General features: G+C 69.8%; 20 protein-coding genes and 1 pseudogene. 10 read left to right on the top strand and 11 right to left on the bottom strand.

Annotated elements, in window-relative coordinates; translation table 11 throughout:
* Positions 1-94 precede the first annotated feature (94 nt).
* Together FREUN1FDRAFT_RS22760 and FREUN1FDRAFT_RS22755 are read left to right on the top strand one after the other, a co-directional pair.
* Positions 95-715 (top strand): PadR family transcriptional regulator, encoded by a 621-nt coding sequence (locus tag FREUN1FDRAFT_RS22760; protein ID WP_006542565.1) that lies wholly within the window; start codon positions 95-97, stop codon positions 713-715.
* Positions 716-901: 186 nt separating this feature from the next.
* Entirely contained in the window at positions 902-1,462 is a 561-nt protein-coding gene (locus FREUN1FDRAFT_RS22755; RefSeq protein ID WP_035953091.1) for a DUF3558 domain-containing protein, read from the top strand.
* 16 nt (positions 1,463-1,478) lie between these two features.
* Here the strand turns inward: FREUN1FDRAFT_RS22755 and FREUN1FDRAFT_RS22750 are convergent, their stop codons facing one another.
* Positions 1,479-2,531 (bottom strand): NADP-dependent oxidoreductase, encoded by a 1,053-nt coding sequence (locus FREUN1FDRAFT_RS22750; RefSeq protein ID WP_232295353.1) that lies wholly within the window; start codon positions 2,529-2,531, stop codon positions 1,479-1,481.
* A 166-nt stretch (positions 2,532-2,697) separates the two neighbouring features.
* Here FREUN1FDRAFT_RS22750 and FREUN1FDRAFT_RS22745 point away from each other — a divergent pair, with 166 nt between their 5' ends.
* Entirely contained in the window at positions 2,698-3,351 is a 654-nt protein-coding gene (locus FREUN1FDRAFT_RS22745; protein ID WP_006542562.1) for a TetR/AcrR family transcriptional regulator, read from the top strand.
* A 95-nt stretch (positions 3,352-3,446) separates the two neighbouring features.
* Here FREUN1FDRAFT_RS22745 and FREUN1FDRAFT_RS22740 read toward each other — a convergent pair whose 3' ends face one another.
* The gene (locus FREUN1FDRAFT_RS22740) at positions 3,447-5,006 is read right to left on the bottom strand and encodes an MFS transporter (protein ID WP_232295352.1); all 1,560 of its coding nucleotides are present in this window, start codon (positions 5,004-5,006) and stop codon (positions 3,447-3,449) included.
* A 173-nt stretch (positions 5,007-5,179) separates the two neighbouring features.
* Between FREUN1FDRAFT_RS22740 and FREUN1FDRAFT_RS22735 the strand changes: the two genes are divergently transcribed.
* On the top strand, positions 5,180-5,602 hold the full coding sequence (locus FREUN1FDRAFT_RS22735) for a MarR family winged helix-turn-helix transcriptional regulator (protein WP_157475190.1): 423 nt from the start codon (positions 5,180-5,182) through the stop codon (positions 5,600-5,602).
* Positions 5,603-5,686: 84 nt separating this feature from the next.
* Here FREUN1FDRAFT_RS22735 and FREUN1FDRAFT_RS22730 read toward each other — a convergent pair whose 3' ends face one another.
* Positions 5,687-6,451, bottom strand: coding sequence for a class I SAM-dependent methyltransferase (locus FREUN1FDRAFT_RS22730; RefSeq protein ID WP_232295351.1), 765 nt, complete (start codon positions 6,449-6,451; stop codon positions 5,687-5,689).
* A 117-nt stretch (positions 6,452-6,568) separates the two neighbouring features.
* On the opposite strand from FREUN1FDRAFT_RS22730, the pseudogene FREUN1FDRAFT_RS22725 reads away from it, so the two are divergent.
* Positions 6,569-6,886, top strand: a pseudogene (locus FREUN1FDRAFT_RS22725) (ArsR/SmtB family transcription factor); the annotation flags it as partial.
* Positions 6,887-7,020: 134 nt separating this feature from the next.
* A complete protein-coding gene (locus tag FREUN1FDRAFT_RS22720) occupies positions 7,021-7,497 on the top strand; it encodes an SRPBCC domain-containing protein (RefSeq protein WP_006542557.1) in 477 nt (158 codons plus the stop codon).
* Between the two features lie 44 nt (positions 7,498-7,541).
* Here the strand turns inward: FREUN1FDRAFT_RS22720 and FREUN1FDRAFT_RS22715 are convergent, their stop codons facing one another.
* The 4 genes from FREUN1FDRAFT_RS22715 to FREUN1FDRAFT_RS22700 form a co-directional block, all read right to left on the bottom strand.
* On the bottom strand, positions 7,542-8,747 hold the full coding sequence (locus FREUN1FDRAFT_RS22715; RefSeq protein WP_006542556.1) for an RNA polymerase sigma factor: 1,206 nt from the start codon (positions 8,745-8,747) through the stop codon (positions 7,542-7,544).
* A 343-nt stretch (positions 8,748-9,090) separates the two neighbouring features.
* Positions 9,091-9,501 carry a YciI family protein gene (locus FREUN1FDRAFT_RS22710; protein ID WP_006542555.1) on the bottom strand — a complete coding sequence of 137 codons (411 nt, stop codon included), beginning with the start codon at positions 9,499-9,501 and terminating at the stop codon, positions 9,091-9,093.
* 177 nt (positions 9,502-9,678) lie between these two features.
* Positions 9,679-10,065, bottom strand: coding sequence for a VOC family protein (locus FREUN1FDRAFT_RS22705; protein WP_006542554.1), 387 nt, complete (start codon positions 10,063-10,065; stop codon positions 9,679-9,681).
* 158 nt (positions 10,066-10,223) lie between these two features.
* On the bottom strand, positions 10,224-10,565 hold the full coding sequence (locus tag FREUN1FDRAFT_RS22700; RefSeq protein WP_006542553.1) for a MerR family transcriptional regulator: 342 nt from the start codon (positions 10,563-10,565) through the stop codon (positions 10,224-10,226).
* 63 nt (positions 10,566-10,628) lie between these two features.
* Here FREUN1FDRAFT_RS22700 and FREUN1FDRAFT_RS22695 point away from each other — a divergent pair, with 63 nt between their 5' ends.
* Complete coding sequence (locus FREUN1FDRAFT_RS22695) at positions 10,629-11,477, top strand: LLM class F420-dependent oxidoreductase (protein WP_006542552.1); 849 nt, start codon at positions 10,629-10,631, stop codon at positions 11,475-11,477.
* On the opposite strand, the gene FREUN1FDRAFT_RS22690 is transcribed toward FREUN1FDRAFT_RS22695, so the two are convergent.
* Positions 11,474-11,944 carry a nuclear transport factor 2 family protein gene (locus FREUN1FDRAFT_RS22690; protein WP_006542551.1) on the bottom strand — a complete coding sequence of 157 codons (471 nt, stop codon included), beginning with the start codon at positions 11,942-11,944 and terminating at the stop codon, positions 11,474-11,476. The genes FREUN1FDRAFT_RS22695 and FREUN1FDRAFT_RS22690 overlap by 4 nt on opposite strands.
* Before the next feature lie 133 nt (positions 11,945-12,077).
* On the opposite strand from FREUN1FDRAFT_RS22690, the gene FREUN1FDRAFT_RS22685 reads away from it, so the two are divergent.
* Both FREUN1FDRAFT_RS22685 and FREUN1FDRAFT_RS22680 read left to right on the top strand, forming a co-directional pair.
* Entirely contained in the window at positions 12,078-12,686 is a 609-nt protein-coding gene (locus tag FREUN1FDRAFT_RS22685) for a TetR/AcrR family transcriptional regulator (protein ID WP_006542550.1), read from the top strand.
* Between the two features lie 120 nt (positions 12,687-12,806).
* Entirely contained in the window at positions 12,807-13,619 is an 813-nt protein-coding gene (locus FREUN1FDRAFT_RS22680; RefSeq protein ID WP_006542549.1) for a phytanoyl-CoA dioxygenase family protein, read from the top strand.
* 16 nt (positions 13,620-13,635) lie between these two features.
* On the opposite strand, the gene FREUN1FDRAFT_RS22675 is transcribed toward FREUN1FDRAFT_RS22680, so the two are convergent.
* On the bottom strand, positions 13,636-14,457 hold the full coding sequence (locus FREUN1FDRAFT_RS22675) for a Clp protease N-terminal domain-containing protein (protein WP_006542548.1): 822 nt from the start codon (positions 14,455-14,457) through the stop codon (positions 13,636-13,638).
* A 156-nt stretch (positions 14,458-14,613) separates the two neighbouring features.
* Positions 14,614-15,000 (bottom strand): helix-turn-helix domain-containing protein, encoded by a 387-nt coding sequence (locus FREUN1FDRAFT_RS22670; RefSeq protein ID WP_035953087.1) that lies wholly within the window; start codon positions 14,998-15,000, stop codon positions 14,614-14,616.
* 112 nt (positions 15,001-15,112) lie between these two features.
* On the opposite strand from FREUN1FDRAFT_RS22670, the gene FREUN1FDRAFT_RS22665 reads away from it, so the two are divergent.
* The gene (locus FREUN1FDRAFT_RS22665) at positions 15,113-15,802 is read left to right on the top strand and encodes an NADPH-dependent F420 reductase (RefSeq protein WP_006542546.1); all 690 of its coding nucleotides are present in this window, start codon (positions 15,113-15,115) and stop codon (positions 15,800-15,802) included.
* A gap of 45 nt (positions 15,803-15,847) precedes the next feature.
* Here FREUN1FDRAFT_RS22665 and FREUN1FDRAFT_RS22660 read toward each other — a convergent pair whose 3' ends face one another.
* Entirely contained in the window at positions 15,848-16,936 is a 1,089-nt protein-coding gene (locus tag FREUN1FDRAFT_RS22660) for an epoxide hydrolase family protein (RefSeq protein ID WP_035953096.1), read from the bottom strand.
* Positions 16,937-17,159: the final 223 nt, after the last annotated feature.

Here is a 17,159-nt window from a genome sequence, read left to right as displayed (position 1 = left end):
TAGAACATGTACTACGGTACATGTGACGCAGGATCTTGGAGGCTCATCAGGCATGTCAAGATGGATCGCTGGCAGACCTGATGAGGAGACCCGGATGTCGCTGCGCCACGGCCTGCTCGGTCTGCTGGCCGAAGGCCCGGCAAGCGGCTACGACCTGGCCCGGCGTTTCCAGGAGGTGCTCGGCCAGGTCTGGCCGGCCCAGCACCCGAAGATCTACGCGGAGTTGCGCCGCCTGGCCGACGAAGGCCTGATCGAGGTGGACAACGAGGGGCCACGGCGGCGAAAGGCCTATCGGGTCACCGATGCCGGCCTCACAGAGATCCGGCGCTGGCTGACCACGGGCGAGGTCGACCACACCATCCGGGTGCAGCCGCTGCTGCGGTCACTGTTCTTCTGGCTCATGGAACCCGACGACCTACGACGGCACCTCGATGAGGAGGCCCGGTTCTTCGCCGAGTCCGCCGCGCGCTATCGCGCCTTCGCCGAGGCCAAGGACCGGGGCGATTACGGTGACAGCCCCCAGATGCGGTCCATGCGGGTGACGGTCGAGGCGGGTGTTCGCCTCTACGAGGCACTTGCCCAGTGGGCCACGTGGGCCGCCGCTACCGTCGCACCCGCCGCGGACCGGCCGATCGCCACCGATGCAGAAGTAGAAACCGATGCAGAAGTAGAAACAGAAGCACTCGACTTCCGCCGCGTGCCCCACAGACCTTGATCGGCGGCCCCCTGGTTCATCGATCCTGCAGGTCCGGAGCGCGGCGAGCCCGCCCGACGCCGGATCGTCAGGCAGACGACTTTTGCCCGTCACCACCGCCGACGGGCAATAGGTTCGCCCTGTTTGCCCAGCATGGGGATGTCGGCAGCGGCCGGCGGGTGGGGGATTCTTATGGCTTGTTCTGCGATGGATCGGATTCGCCGCGCGGCTCGCGGGATGCTGCCCGCGCTCGCGGTCGTCATGACGATCAGCCTGTCAGGATGCGGTTCCTCGGACGAGGCCTCGGCTCCCCCAGCGGACGGCAGCCAGCCGGCGACGGCGGCGACAACCGCAGCGGGAACCGGCAGCGAGAAATCGGCGAGGCCGGGGGGAAACGCGGCGGGCGTTCCGGATCCCTGCAAACTCGTGTCCCGGCAGGAGGCTGAGCAACTCGCCGGCACCGCGCTGGGCAGCCCCGAGTCCACCCCGGAGAGGTGCGTCTACACAGCACCGCCCGACGGGCCGGCCACCCAGGTGGAGATCTTCTCCGGGAAGACGGCACAGGACTATCTCACCGCTGAGCGCGGCATCGGCCACACACTCACCCCGTTGCCGGGTATCGGCAAGGAAGCCTACATCGAGGACTACGCGGTCTTCGTCAACGTGAACGACTTCTGGGTGTCGATCGTGCTGGCCCGCAACAACAATCCGGCCGAGAACCGCGGGCCCCTGGAGAACCTGGCGCGAACGGTGGCCGGCCGGATCTGACCGCCCGCACGCCGGATCACTCCGCCCGCGCGAAGGCGACCGCCGGCCGCCCTGTCTCGTCCTCCGCCACGACGACAACCTTCCCGCGAGTGTGCTCGTTCAGGAACTCGACGCAGGCACGGACGCCGTCCGTGAGCGGGTACCGTCTGCTGATCGCGACGGGCAGCGATCCGTCCAGCGCCCGCGCGGCCAACAGGTCCAGATCGCCAGGCCGCGCACTGGTGATGACGGTCGCCACGGTGAGGTCCCTGCCTTTGAACGCGGCGGTGTCCGGAGTGGGGAAGACGATGTTGAGCAGTCGGCCGCCGGGCCGGATCGCAGTGGCCGCGCCGGCGAGCCCGTCACCGGGAAGCGCCAGGTTGACAACGGCGTCGACGCCGTCGGGGTGGCGCCGAAGGATCTCATCGACGACATCGACGGCGCGATGATCGATGACCTCCGCCGCTCCCAGATCGCGCACGTAGCCGTCGTCCACGGGACTCGCGGTGGCGATGACGTGCACCTTCGCCGTAGACAGAAGCGGCAGCAGCACACTGCCGACGCCGCCCGTGGCCCCGATCACCGCGACGACGTCACCGGGCTGGAACTCTCCCGCCCGGACCAGCGCCAGCGCGGTCAGGCCGGCGGTGGGCAGCGTCGAGGCATGCTCGGCCGTCAGACCGGCGGGACGAAGCGCGAGGCCCGGGGTATCGGCTTCGAAGACCGCGTATTCGGCCAGCGTGCCCGTCGCCAGTGAGGGCGGCGACCCGACCATCACGGCGAGGTTGGCCATGGTCTCGGGAAATCCGAAGCCGAAGACCTCGTCTCCGACGGCGAACCGGCGCACACCGTCTCCGGTCTCGGTCACGACGCCGGCGAAGTCGCGGCCGACCACATGCGGAAAGCTCAGTGGGGCGAGGTCGCGCATCGAGCCGTCGAGCACCCGGACCTCGGCGGGGTTGAGCGTCGAGGCGCGCACACGCACCTGAATCTGCCCGGGTCCTGGCAGGGGAACGGGTAGTGATCTGACTTCCAGCCCTTCCACCGGACCGTAGTCGTCTGCGACAACCGCACGCATCGTGGTAGTCACCGGCGTCCTCATTTCCTCGTCGCCCACCCGCACCAGAAGCAGAAGATGACCCATCGGTCATTTTTCGAGAGAGCGTAGCAGAGAACCTGACCGAGCGGTCATCTTGGTTGGCCGTGTCGGCTCATAAGCTGTGTTGGTTCAGCGGAAGCACACGGACGGGTGAGGCATGTCGGCCGCGTCAGAACCACCCGGGTTGCGGGCCGATGCCGCACGCAACCGGCGGCTGCTGCTCGACGCGGCGGCCACGGTCTTCGCCGAGCACGGCACGCAGGCGTCGATCGCGCAGATCGCCCAGCAGGCCGGCGTCGCCAAGGGCACGGTCTTTCGCCACTTCCCCACCAAGGACGATCTGGTCGCCGCGATCGTCTGCGATCAGCTCGACCATCTCGCGGCGGTCGGCACGCGGTTGTCCGAGGCCGCCGACCCCACCGCGGCCCTGTTCGAGTTCATGACCACGGCGGTCGATCTACAGTCCCGCGATCGTTCCCTCTGCCAGGCCTCCGCCGAGGTCTTCGCCGACAACCGGGCGGTCCAGGCCGCCGCCGACCGGCTGACCGAGATCGCCGAGGTGCTCACCGGGCGCGCCCAGACGCAGAAGGGCATCCGGGACGATGTGACCGGGCAGGACGTCATCCTGCTCCTGCGGGGCATCTATCAGGCCGCCGCGCCGCTCTCCGACCATCAGCCGACCCTGTGGCGCCGCTACCTTGCGGTGGTGTTCGAAGGGCTGCGCTCGCCAGGCACGCAGCCCTTGCCCCTTCCCGCTCCGGACCTGTTCCGCTCGTCGGGCACACGGGTCGAGCAGCACCGGGCACCGTAGCCGACATCCACCGGGCACCGTGGCGACATGACCGCGGCAGGCAGCCGCACCGCCAGCGTCACGATGCAGGCCAGGTGGCGCCGTACGTCCACGCACTACGCTGCGGCGGGGTCGGCGGGGGCCGGTTCGCCCGCGGGGGCGCCGCCACCCGCCGGGCTGGCCATCGCCGTCGCCACCGCCCGGGCCGGCCCCAGCAGTACGGTCAGCACGATCAGCAGGCCCACCGCCACGCATCCGGCGCCGATCAGATAGCCCAGCTGGTAGCCGCTCACCACCGCGCTCGCGGCGGAATGCCCGTCCTGGACCAGGCCCTTCGTCCGGCTGGCGGCCACCGAGGAGACCACGGCGAGGCCGACCGACGAGCTGAGCCAGATCGAGACGTTGACGAGCCCGGAGGCGAGCCCGGCGTCGGCCGCCGGGACGTCGGCCATGGCCAGCGACAGCAGCGGGACCGTGGCGCAGGCGATGCCGACCGCGAGGATCAGCAGCGGCGGCAGCAGGCCGGCGGCGTAGCTGGTGTGCTCATCCGCCCGGGCCAGCATGAGCAGCCCGGCCAGGGCCGCGAGCAGGCCTGGGACAACGACCGGCAGCGGCCCGAACCGAAGGAGCAGCCGGCTCACGATGCCCATCGACAGAGCCGCGACGACGATCGTCGTGGGCAGGAACGCGAGACCGGTGCGCAGCGGGCTGTAGCCACGGATCTGCTGCAGATAGAGCGCCCCGAAGAAGAACAGGACCTGCATCCCGATGAACAGGCAGCCGCGCACGACGCTGGAGCCGACCAGGCTGCGGATCCGCAGGATGCGCAGCGGCATGATCGGGTTGCTCCGCCGGGCCTCGACGACGAAGAACATCACCAGCAGGATCACGGCGGCCCCGCCGTAGCCGACGGTGTGGACCGAGGCCCAGCCGTGGGTGGCCGCGGTGACGATGGCGTAGATCCCGACCAGCAGCGAGCTGGTGACGAGCAGTGACCCGGTGACGTCCACACCTCGACCGAGGCCGAGACCGTTGTTCTCCTCGATCAGATACACGCCGAGGCCGAACGTGAGAATCCCGATCGGAAGATTGATCAGGAAGATCCAGTGCCAGCTGACAGCCTGGGTGAGGACCCCGCCGGCCAACAGGCCGAGCGACCCGCCGCCCACCGTCACCAGGATGTACGCGCTCATCGCCCTGGCCCGCTCGGCCTGGTCCGGAAACTCGGTGACGATGATCGCGATGATGACCGACGACGAGACCGCGCCGCCGAGCCCCTGGGCGAAACGCGCGGCGATCAGCGTGCCCTGATCGGGCGAGACGGCGCACAGCACGGAGGCGACGGTGAACAGGAGCACCCCTGCCAGGAACACCTTCTTGCGCCCGACGAGATCGCCGAGGCGCCCGGCGAGCAGCAGAAAGCTCCCGAAGGAGATCAGATAGGCATCGACGACCCAGGTGAGGTCGGACTGGGTGAAGTCGAGATCCTTCTGGATCGACGGCAATGCCACGTTGACGATCGACGAGTCGAGCGCGTTCATCAGCATCGCCATACACACGACTACCAGCGCGATCCAGCGGCGACGATCGGCCCCGCCCGGAGCGGGAGCCGCGACGGGAGCGGTCGCGGGTGCCGTCACGGGAGCCGCGACGGGAGCGGTCGCGGGAGCCGTCACGGGGTCAGACATCGGCTGCGTGGGCCATCTGAGGATCTCCTCCGGGCCGGTCGAGGTCGCGATCGTGGATGCGCCGCGACAATCAAGATTTTTCAATCATCACGAAAGAGTGATGGTCTCGCTCACGCTACTCTAGAACGGTGTCGGACACAGCCATCACCTCGGGTCCGATCGTGTTGCTCACCCGCCTGTCCCGGCTGGTCCACCGGGCCAGCACGCCGGAGCTGCTGGGCATCAGCCTCAAGGAGCTGGCAGCCCTGGCCTACCTGCGCGATCACGACCGGACCACGCAGCGGGCCCTGACCCGGGGCCTCTGCGTCGACGCCAACTACTGCGTCCTGCTCCTGAACGAGCTGGAGGCCGCCGGTCTGGCCGAGCGGCGCCGCGACCCTGCCGACCGCCGCCGCCACCTCGTGACCATGACCGAGGCCGGCCGCCGTGCCCTCGAGCAGGCCGAGCAGGCCCAGGAAACGATCGAGGACGAGATCCTCGCCGGGCTCACCCCGCAGGAGCGGGCCACCCTGACCCAGCTCCTGAGGCAGGCACTCGACAGCGCCGTGCGCCGACCCGCAGCGCAGGAACACACACCGCGCTGACCGCCCCGGCCACAGGGCCAAGCAATTACCCGCAGTGGACGGCCCCGACCGATCTACGGGCCGGATGAGACGGAACGGGCCACGTCAGCCAGCGGCGGCGGGCTTCTCGAAGACGAGTGACGGGGTGCTGATCCGGTCCGACCGCGGCTCGGTGGGGTTCGGAAGGCCACGCAGCGCGTCCAGCGCCGGCTCGACGACCGACGTCCACCGGGCCGCGGGAATGCTCCAGAGATGCGACCAGGTCCGCAGCTCGATCTGGCGGGCGGACTCCAGCGGGGTCGAGGGATGTCCCGAGTCGACGATGGTGAGGTCGGCCGCGTGGCGCAGGCCGGCGCGCTCGGCGAGGCGGGTGACGGCTTCGGGGTCGTCCCGGCGCGGCGCCCCGCCGCTCAGCTCGGCCTGCATCGCGCCGACGATCTCGGCCACGTCGGATCCGCCGTGCTTCCCGCCCCCGACGAACGCGAACCGGCCGCCGGGACGCAGCACCCGCGCCACCTCCGCCAGCGCCGCACCCGGATCACCGACCAGGTGGATCACGTGCACCGCCACGCAGACATCGACGACCGCGGCCCGGAAGGGGATCGCGGTCGCGTCGGCGCGCAGGACCCGGCCGGGCAGCCGCCGGGCGGCGTGGGCGAGCATCCGCTCGGAAACGTCCACACCGGCCACGGACCATCCGAGCCCGGCGAACCCGGCGGAGATCAGGCCGGTGCCCACGCCGATCTCCAGCAGCGTGCCGCCGCGCGGGTGGCCGCCCAGGTGCGGCACGAGCGCACCGGCCACCCGGCGGCCGCGCTCCTCGCCGCCGCGCGTCTGGTCGTAACGGTCCGCCATACGGTCAAAGTTCACGGACTCGGACACGGATCGAGGTTACGCGGCCGGCACCGGCACGGGGACCCACAGTGACACGCCGACCGGATACTTTGCCCTTGCGCTAAGTGTCTCGACGCGGCAATACTTAGCCTCATGGCACAGTATTCGGCGGAGCTCGACGGCGTCTTCGTCGCCCTCGCCGACCCGACCCGCCGCGGCGTCATCCGGCGCCTCGGCCGCGGTCCGACCACCGTCGGCGACCTCGCCCGCGAGTTCCCGATGACCCTTCCCTCGTTCATGAAGCACGTCCGAACGCTCGAGTCGAACGGGTTGATCCACACGGTCAAGTCGGGCCGGGTACGCACCTGCGTGCTCAACCGTGAGCGCCTCGCCCTCGTCGACGACTGGCTCGGCGAACAGCGCCGGCTCTGGGAAGCACGCACCGACCGCCTCGAACGCCTCGTCACCGAACACCCCGTCACCGAACACCCCGTTACCGAACGCCTCGTCACCGAACACCCCGTTACCGAACGCCTCGTCACCGAACACCCCGTTACCGAACGCCCCGTTACCGAACGCCTCATCGACGACCCGGAGGAGAACCGATGAACCCCGACCTGGATCTCGCCCTGGAGCGGGTCATCCGCGCCCCTCGTGCCGCCGTGTGGGGCGCGTGGACGGACCCGGCCCGCTTCGAGAAGTGGTGGCTACCGGCGCCGACCCTGTGCCGGGTCGAGCGTCTGGACGTCCGGCCCGGCGGTGGGCTCGTGACCCTGCTCAGCGACGACGGGGTGGAGTTCGTCCCGCACATGGACGCGACCTTCCTCGTCGTCGACGAGCTCGAGCGCATCGTCTTCACGAACGCGATCGACAGCGCCTGGCGGCCCACAAGCCCCGCTCCCGTCGCCATGACCGCGGAGATCATCCTGGCGGACCATCCAGACGGCACGACCTACCGGGCTGTCGTCCGCCACGGCGACCCGGCCGCTCGAGCCCATCACGAGGAGCTCGGTTTCTTCGACGGCTGGGGCACGGTCACCAAACAGCTCGCCGAAGTCGCGGAAAGTCAGCTGCCCCGGTAAAGAACACGCGGCCGGGCGAGGTAGCCGGAGAACATCTCCGGCGCTCATCGCCGCAGCTGTTGCCGTACCCGGGCGGCCTCGCGGATGAGATGGTCGCGCTCCGGCACGCTGACGGCGGTGCGGGACGCGTCGGCGTACAGCTCGGCGGCGCGGGCCAGGTCACCGGCCCGTTCGTGCAGGTAGGCCGTCACCGCGGCGTAGCGGGGCAGGTCCGGGTGCAGGTCGGCCAGCGCCGCCAGCCCGGCCCGCGGCCCGTCGGCCTCGCCGACGGCCACCGCGCGGTTGAGCCGCACCACCGGGCTGCCGGTGAGGCGCAGCAGTTCGTCGTACCACTCGACGATCTGCACCCAGTCCGTCTCGGCGGTGCTGGGGGCGTCCGCGTGCAGGGCGGCGATCGCGGCCTGCGCCTGGTACTCGCCCAGCTGGTCGCTGGCCAGCGCGGCCTGCAGGATCCGCACCCCCTCGGCGATCAGGCCGGTTTCCCAGCGCGATCGGTCCTGTTCGGCGAGCGGCACGAGGCGGCCTCCCGGGCCGGTGCGCGACGCCCGGCGCGCGTGGTGCAGCAACATCAGCGCGAGCAGCCCCGCGACCTCGGGATCGGCCGCCCGGACCTGGAACTGGCCCCGGCTCGGGGCCGTTGTCGTTGTCGTTGTCGTGGTCGTGGTCAGGGCGGCGAGCTGGCGGGTCAACCGGATCGCTTCGGCAGCGAGGTCCACATCGCCGCCGTATCCCTCGTTGAAGACCAGGTAGAGCACCCGCAGCACGGTGGCGAGATCGCCGGGCCGGTCGAGCGGCAGCCCGGCGATCCGCCGCTTGGCCCGGCTGATCCGCTGCGCCATGGTCGATTCCGGGATGAGGTACGCCGCCGCGATCTGCTGGGTGGTCAGGCCACCGACCGCGCGCAGCGTCAGGGCGACGGCCGAGGCCGGCGGCAGGGTGGGATGCGCGCACAGGAAGAAGAGCCGCAGCGTGTCGTCCTCGGCGGGCACCGGGCCGGCGGGTGGTTCGGCGTCGACGGCAAGCTCGCGCCCTCGCCGCGACGCCTCGGCGCGGGCGGCGTCGAGGAACCGGTGCCAGGCGACCGTGACCAGCCAGGCCAACGGATCGCGCGGCGGATCGTCCGGCCAACTTCCGAGCGCCCTGATCAGGGCCTCCTGCACGGCGTCCTCGGCCGACGCGAAGTCCGCTCCGCGCCGGACGAGGACACCGATCACCGCGGGCACGAGCTCTCGCAGCAGCTGCTCGTTCACCCGGCAACCAAGTTCCTCGAACCTTTTCCATCTAACGGCCTACGAGCGTATAGAAAAAGATCCGAGAAGTGGCGGATCCGCGCCCCGATCTCCGCCTGGCGGTCCGCGCCACCCGCCGCACAGCAGCCCACCGAGGATCCCGCGCCGCCGCACAGCACCAGCAATTCATGCCAATAGCGACAAACGGGGCGGAGAGCCACTTGGCAATCCGCAAGAAGTGAGGATTTTGGTTTCTTTAGCAGCCCAAATCCTCACTTCTTGCTCGCGGCCAGCAGTGGTGGTGGTAGGCGATGGCGGTGGACGGTCAGGTAAACCGCGGGTCAGGATCGACGATGGACAAGGATCATTCGGTGACCGTCTTCGGCGGCTCGGTGAGGAACGGGCGGACCTCGAGCCACTCGTGGATCGGCTTCCCGCCCGGCCCGGGAGCAGCGGAGAGCTCCCCGGCCAGCTGGAGCGCACGATCCCAGGACTCGACGTCGATGATCATCCAGCCGGCGATGAGATCCTTCGTCTCGGCGAACGGTCCGTCGGTCACCGGCGGACGCCCCTCACCGTCGTACCGCACGAAGGCGCCTTCGGGTGCCAGCGCCGCCTCACCGACGAACTCGCCCGACTCCTTCAGCCGGTCCGCGAAGTCGCGCATGTACTGGATGTGCGCGTCGACCTCCTGCGGCGTCCACTGGTCCATCGGCGCCCAGTCCCAGGTGGGGGCCGGGCCGCCACGGTAGTGCTTGAGCAGCAGGTACTTCACTCTCGTCCTCCTGGTACGTCATGTGGCCTGCTCTGGCCACTCATGCCCCTGGGACGGAGCCGGCACCGACTTCTCGACACCCCGCCAGAAAATTTCTGCCGCTCGATCACAGAGCTGCGGGAGGGACGGACGCCCTCCCACAGCCCCGGCGAGGCTACGAGCCCGGCGACCCCCGCCTCAGGACGCGAAGCCGTAGGGGCGGGTGATGATCTCCATCCCGTGCCCGGACGGATCGGAGAAGTACAGACCACGCCCACCGTGATGATGGTTGATCTCACCCACCTGCTTCATATGCGGATCCGCATAGTAGGTGATACCGGCCCGCTGGATCCGGGCGAAGGCGGCGTCGAACTCCTCGTCCGAGACGAGGAAGGCGTAGTGCTGCATGGTGATGGAGCCGTCGGGAATGGTGGCGAAATCGAGAGTCACGCCGTTACTGGTGGAAACCGGGATGAACGGGCCCCATTCAGCTCCGACCGCAAGCCCCAGGATTTGCGCGAGAAATTCCGCCGACTCGCGGTTGCTCCGCGAATGAACGATGGTGTGGTTCAGCTCGACTGACATGGCTGGAGTGCCTCCAGAGGCATCTCAGCACCTCCATGCCTCACCCTGCCGGTGACCGACACGCGATGCGTCCCTCGATCCTAGCCGACCGCCTCTGGCTTTCCTGTCCGGCTTTCCTGGTGCCGCACCGGTGCACCGCCGCCCGGGACCGCTGGGCGTCAGGCTGTGAGCATCGTCGAGATCAGGCCGCGGGCGTGTTCGAGCTGCGCGGCCTGCTTGTCGAGCCGAGCCAGCTCGCGGCGCAGTGTCGCCGACAGCTCGGCGCACGGGACGATCCTCGGCGTCGCGTCAAGGGTGCAGGGAAGCACCCGGCGGATCGTCGCCACCGACAGCCCGGCGCCGAGCAGTGCCTGGATCCGCGCAACTGTCTCCACCGCGGACTCCGGGAAATGCCGGTAGCCGTTCGTGCCGCGGTCGGCTACGAGCAGGCCGTGCTGCTCGTAGTGGCGCAGCGAGCGCACGCTCGCGCCGGATCGCGCCGACAGCTCACCGATCCGCATCCGGCACCGCCTCCACCGTCACGCTTGACCCTCACACCAGTGTCAGACTTTACGGTACGAGTCATGGACATCGGGATCTTCACCGGAATCACCGACGAGCAGATCAGGCCGGCCGCGCTGGCTCGGGCGGTCGAAGAGCGGGGCTTCGAGTCACTGTTCGTCGCCGAGCACACCCATATCCCGGCCCGGCGGGATACGCCGTACCCGGACGGGTCGGAGATCCCCCGCGACTACTACCGCAACCTCGATCCGTTCGTGAGCCTGGCAGCCGCCGCGGCCGTGACGACCCGGCTGCGGCTGGGCACCGCGGTGGCGCTGGTGGCCCAGCGCGACCCGATCCTGCTCGCGAAGGAGGCCGCCAGCCTCGACCTGATCAGCGACGGGCGGTTCGAGCTGGGCGTGGGCGCCGGCTGGCTGCGTGAGGAGATGCTCAACCACGGCACCAGCCCGGCGACCCGGGTACCACTGCTGCGGGAACGGCTGGCCGCGGCGAAAGCCATCTGGACCACCGAGCAGGCGGAGTTCCACGGTCGTTTCGTCGACTTCGATCCGATCTTCCAATGGCCGAAGCCGGTGCAGCGACCGCACCCACCCGTGTGGATCGGAGGTTGGGGCCCGACCACCTTCGACCGGATCGTTTCCGACGGCGACGGCTGGCTCGCTCCCGGCATCTCGGTCGACCTGCTGGCCCGAGGGGTCGCGGAGCTGGCCGAGGTGGCGGACCGGGCCGGAGTGCCCACACCGCCGGTGATCGCGACCCTGGCCGACCCCGACGAGGCGACCGTCGAGAAGGTCGCGGTCCTCGGGGTCCGTCGCATCCTGTTCAGCCTGCTTCCCGTCACCGACGCCGAGACGACGATGCGCTCCCTGGACCGCCTGGGCGCTCTGGCCCAACGGGCAGTCCCGGCCTAGGGGTTGACCGACTCGGGGCGAATACTGGCCAACAGGGCCGGGAGCTGCCCCAGCGCGGCGGCCATACCGAGAACATTCTGGTACTCGCGGAGGTGAACAATCCGCCCGCCGCGGACCCTGAGCACCAGAAGAAACGACTGTGACCCTCGCTGGCCGGTAGTTGTCACCGTCCCGGCCAGGTCGTACTCCACAACTATCACCTCCGGGTCGGCGGTGTCGTGGATGACAACGTTCCGGAACTCCTCGAAACGCACCGGCAATGCCGCGCCCTGCGCCGAGACGAACGCCTTGAACGATTCGCGCCCTTCGAAGCGCTTCGCCATGCCCGGGCGGGCGAACGGAAACTCGATGATTACGTCATCGGCATACAGCTCATCGGCGATTTCAGGAGCACCTCCGAGCAGGATCTCCTGAAATCGAGCATAAGCGTCACGCGGACCGGGGTTCCGGACAACGGAAGGCGACACAACTTGCGATCCCTCCAGCTCGACGATGGGCGAGCGCCGGCAGCGCGGGGCAGCCGCCGAGCTAACATGAGTAGAGACTCAGAATATAGTGAGTCATGACTCATGTTGTCAACGCGAACCCAGGACGTCACCCATGACCACAGACAGGCCCCCGTCGGCCCCCCGAGACGCCCGGCCGGCGAGCCAGGGCCTGCGTGCGGACGCCCGGCGCAACCGAGCACGCATCCTGGAGGCCGCCGAGGCCGTCTTCGCCGAAAAGGGCGCCTCGGCGTCGACCGAGGAGGTGGCCCGACGGGCCGGGGTCGCCATCGGGACCGTCTTCCGGCACTTCCCGACCAAGGAAGCCCTGCTGGGGGCACTCGTCGGCGATCTTGTGGAGCGGCTGGGCGACGAGGTCCAGGTCCTGGTCGCCGAAGGTGATCCGGCCACCAGTCTGTTCACCTTCTTCACGGGCATGGTCGAGCAGGCGGCGGCGAAGAAGACCGTCGTCGACCTCCTCGCCACCTCCGGAATCGACCTGCCGGTGGCCAAGCCCGTCCACGCGCTGAGGCAGCCGATCGAGGCGCTTCTCACCCGCTCCCAGCAGGTCGGCGCCGTGCGGGCCGACGTCCGCATACCGGAGGTGCTTGCGCTCCTCACCGCCGTCTGTCAGGCGGCCCTGCGCGGTGACTGGGATCAGGACCTGCGCACTCGAACGCTCACCGTCGTGTTCGACGGTCTGCGTCCGCCCGGGATCCGATGACGCGGATCCGATGACGCGGATCCGTCGGCCTTCGGGCGCGAAGAGCCACGAGAAGCTCGGTGGCGAAATTCGTTTGAGTGATCGAGATCGGTCGGCGATCCTCTCGGGCGGAGGTGGTGCATGGCGACCGCGGCGCCGACGCTGACGGAGGACCAGGTCAGGAGCTTCGTCGACGACGGGTTCGTCCGGGTGCCCGAGGCGTTCCCACGAACGTTGGCCGACGAGGGTCGGTCGATGCTGTGGCGGATGACCGGTCTTGACCCGGACGACCCTGCGACCTGGACGAGCCCTGTCATCCGCCTCGGTGGAAGCGCCGAGAGGCCGTTCCACGAGGCAGCCAACACAGCACGGCTGCGCGGCGCCTACGACCAGCTCGTGGGGGTCGGGCGGTGGCTGCCGCGCACCGGCCTGGGTACCTTCCCGATCCGGTTCCCCCACCCCGACGACCCTGGTGACGCCGGCTGGCACATGGACGGCGGCTTCTTCCCGCACGGCGCGACCTGGGCCTGGCTGAACATCAGGTCACGTGGCCGCGCGCTGCTGATGTTGTTCCTGTTCTCCGACGTCGGCCCCGACGACGCCCCGACCCGCATCAAGGTCGGATCCCATCTCGACGTCCCGCCCTTCCTCGCGCCCTCCGGCGACCCGGGCCGGGACGGCCTGGAGCTGTGCCGGGAGATGGACGCGGCCGGCAAGCTCGACAGTCCTGACCGCCCGACGGCTCTCGCGACAGGTCAGGCCGGCGATGTCTACCTGTGCCATCCGTTCCTCATCCACGCCTCGCAACGGCATCGCGGGGCCGTTCCGCGTTTCCTCGCCCAGCCGCCGCTCGACCCGGCAGGCCTGCTCGACCTGGACCGCACCGACGGCGCCTACTCCCCGGTGGAGCTCGCCGTCCGCCGCGGCCTCGGCGCCACCACCCGAAAGGTCTGACACATCCCACACGTCATCACTGGTGAGGCCCGTCTTCTGGGGCACGAAGATCCTCGATGAGCGCGGCCCGTTCGGCGAGTAGCTCCTTCTCCTCGGCGCGCGCGGCGGTCGCGCCGGCCAAATCCCCGGCGTCGAGGGCGGCGTCTTTCGCCCTGGTCGCGACGCCGAGTCGCTGGGCGATCACCTGAGCCTTCTGATTGGCGACGGCGAGGGCCGCATCCGACGCCGATGTGGTCCTCGCCGTCACCGGCACCGTCTCCGGCGAGCCGGTGACGGCGGCGGTTCGACGGCCGATCTCCTCGACGTCGATTCCAGCGCGCGAGAGGATCTCCGCCGGGGCACCCTCCTTCTCCGCCAGAAGACTGAGCAGAATGTGCCCAGAACTGACGAAGTCACCGTGCTGGATAGCCGCGCCATGCGCGTTCGCCAGGGCGTCTCGCGCGTTCGGAGTGAAGGCAAGGTGCCCGCCCCAGCGTGCTTCGCCCCGGCCGGCCAGACCCACGACCGCCGACCGTAGGTCGCCCGCTGTGACGCCGGACGAGAGCAGGACAGTGCCTCCCAGCCCATCCTCGTCTCGGGCCACGCCGATCAGGAGATGTTCCGCGCGGATCCATTCGTGACCGAGCGCCCTGGCTTCCTCGTGCGCGAGTACGACGACCCGCCGCGCACCTTCCGTGAACCGCTCGAACATCACAAACCCCTCGTCAGTGGTCAGAACTGGCCGGAAGTGGCGTGGCGCGGAAGGCCCGGAGCCGGAGACAACGATCCGAGCCGGATCCACCGTGCGGCGCAGAGCCTCGGAAAGGCTGTCGATCGGAAGCTTCATGGATGTGGTCACAGGCCACCTCGATCGGGACGTCTCCCTGGCGGATCTGAACAGTATCCAACCGTTGATCAGAGCCACCAGGGTCGAAGGACCGCTTGCCACGCCGGTGGCCCCGCCCCGGCAGTGCGCCACGCGGCACCCGCGGTGAAGCCTCGCGGGAACACGGCATCAGCTCCCGCTGGACCAGATTTCACCAGTGCCTTCCTGAGCCTCCAGCAGCTGGTCGCCGTGTTCGGTTATCCAGTCACCGAGCGCCCGCATCGGGCCGTCCACCAGGCTCTGCCCCAGCGGGGTCAGCGTGTACTCGACCCGCGGCGGGGCCTGCGCGAAGGCCCGGCGCTCCACGAGGCCGTGAGCGCACAGCCGGCGCAACGCCTCAGTCAGAGCCTTGTCGCTCACGCCACCGATCGCGGCGCGCAGCTCAAGGCGCCGGCAGGCGCCCGAGCGAAGAGCCGCGAGCACGACCGGGTCCCAGGTGTGAGCGAACAGATCGGTCGCTGCCCGCAGGCGGCAGTCCACGACCAGCATCTCGCAGTGGCCTCCGTGTTCACTCATCCTCGTCATCGTCGCAGGCGCGCACGCACCGATTGGTGCGTAACGGTTCTCCTACGGTTCCTGTCGACGCGAACCCCCGATGACGGGGCCGCACAAGGAGGCATCAGGAACCATGCGAATCGGGATTCTGGGAACGGGCAGCCTGGCCGAGGGCCTGGGGCGAGGCTGGGTCCGGGCCGGGCACGAGCTGGTGATCGGCGGTCGGTCCCGCGCGAAGGCGGACGCGCTCGCCGAGCGCCTGGGCGGGCCGACCCGGGCGGGCACCCCGCGGGAGGCCGCCACGGGACGGGACGCGGTGCTGCTCGCCGTGCTGTGGGAGGGCGTCGAGGACGTCCTGCGCAGCGCCGGCGCCGCCGACGGCCAGCTTGCGGGAACCCCGCTGATCGACCCGACCAACGCGGTCGAGCACGGCGTCGGTGTGCTGCTTCCCGAACACCCTGGCGGCGCGGCCGGCCAGATCGCCGCGGCGGCCCCCGGAGCGCACGTCGTGAAGGCGTTCCATCTCTTCCCAGCCGACCAGTGGACGCGCCCTCCCGGCAACGGCGGCGACAACAGCGACGGCAACGGCGACGGCGACGGCGCCCCGGGGCCGACGGTGGCGATCTGCGGCGACGACGAGACGGCGCTGCGGATCACCAGCGATCTCGTCCGGGATGTCGGCGGCGTGCCGGCGGTGCTGGGGCCGCTCAGTCGGGCGCGTCAGCTCGAGGAGGTCGCCGGTTTCGTCATCGGGCTGGCGTTCGCGGGCGTTGATCCCGCCTCGGCCATCCCCCACGTCCCGTCGAGGACCGTGACTGCCTGATCAGGATGCCCGCCTGACCAGGTACCCGCCTGACGACGGCGGCGTTCACAGGCTCAGGAAGAAGTCCCGGATGTCGGCCGCGAGCAGTTCAGGCACTTCGAGCCCGGGGAAGTGGCCGCCGCGGTCGGCCTCCGTCCAGTGGGTGATCGGCAGCCGGCGCTCGGCGTACGGCCGGATCGATCGGGTGATGTCTTCGGGCAGGACGAGGACACCCACCGGTTGGACGGTCTTCCACGACGGCGGGCCGCTGGTCTCCCGGTGCAGGCGCGGCGCGGTGCCGCCGGTGCCGGTCAGCCAGAACAGCGTCACGTTGGTGAGCACCCGGTCATCACTGATCGGGAAATCGTCCGCCGCCCACATCGTCATCACGTCGAGCAGCCAGGCGAGCAGACCGACCGGCGAGTCGTTGATCGCGTAGGCCACGGTCTGCGGCCGGGTGCCGTTGATCTGACGGACGCCGGGCTGGGCGTGCATGTAGGCCTCGGTCTGCCTGAGCCGCTCCTGGTCCTGTGGGGTGAGCTCGACACGGTCCGGGTCGCCGGGAACCGCCGGGGTCGGCAGGTAGTTGAGGTGAATGCCGACGACGTGCTCGGCGTCGTAGGCGGACAGCGCCCGGGAGATCGCAGAGCCCCAGTCACCACCGTGGGCGCCATAGCACTGATATCCCAGCCGGCGCATCAGCTCCGCCCAGGCCCGCGCCACCCGGTCGACATCCCAGCCGCGCTCGTGGGTGGGGCCGGAGAAGCCCCAGCCTGGAATCGACGGGACGACCACGTGGAAGTCGGCCGACAGCGGCCCGATCACGTCGAGGAACTCCACGATCGACCCGGGCCAGCCGTGCGTGAGCACCAGGCCGAGCGCATCCGGCCGCGGGCTGCGCACGTGCAGGAAGTGGATTCGCTGGCCATCGATCTCGGTGACGAACTGCGGGTAGCTGTTCAGCTCGGCTTCCGCGGCACGCCAGTCGTACCGGTGGCGCCAGTGGTCGGCCAGCTCCCTGACCCTGCCCAGCGCCACGCCGAACTCGTCGCCGACGCCTGGCAGCTCGTCGGGCCAGCGGGTGCGGTCGAGGCGGGCGTGTAGGTCGTCGAGGTCGCTCTGGGGTACGTCGATCCGAAAAGGCTCGATCTTCATCGTCCACATCCGTTCGCCTAACTAACGTTAGTGTTCCGAACGATAATTCGTTGGGAACACCAACGCAAGGGCCTAGGATGCTGTCCATGCCGGAGCACGACGACCACCACGCGCCGATCAACCCCGCCGCCGTACCCGCGCGCCTGCGGTCACTGACCAGCCGGCTCCTCGGCCGCGGCGCGCTGCACGCGGAGCGGATCTCGAACGCCCATCTCGCCACCGG

It is taken from the genome of Parafrankia sp. EUN1f (assembly GCF_000177675.1).
Lineage (GTDB): Bacteria > Actinomycetota > Actinomycetes > Frankiales > Frankiaceae > Parafrankia.
The sequence above is the reverse complement of the archived record's forward strand: the minus strand, read 5'-3'. Positions and strand labels throughout refer to the sequence as shown.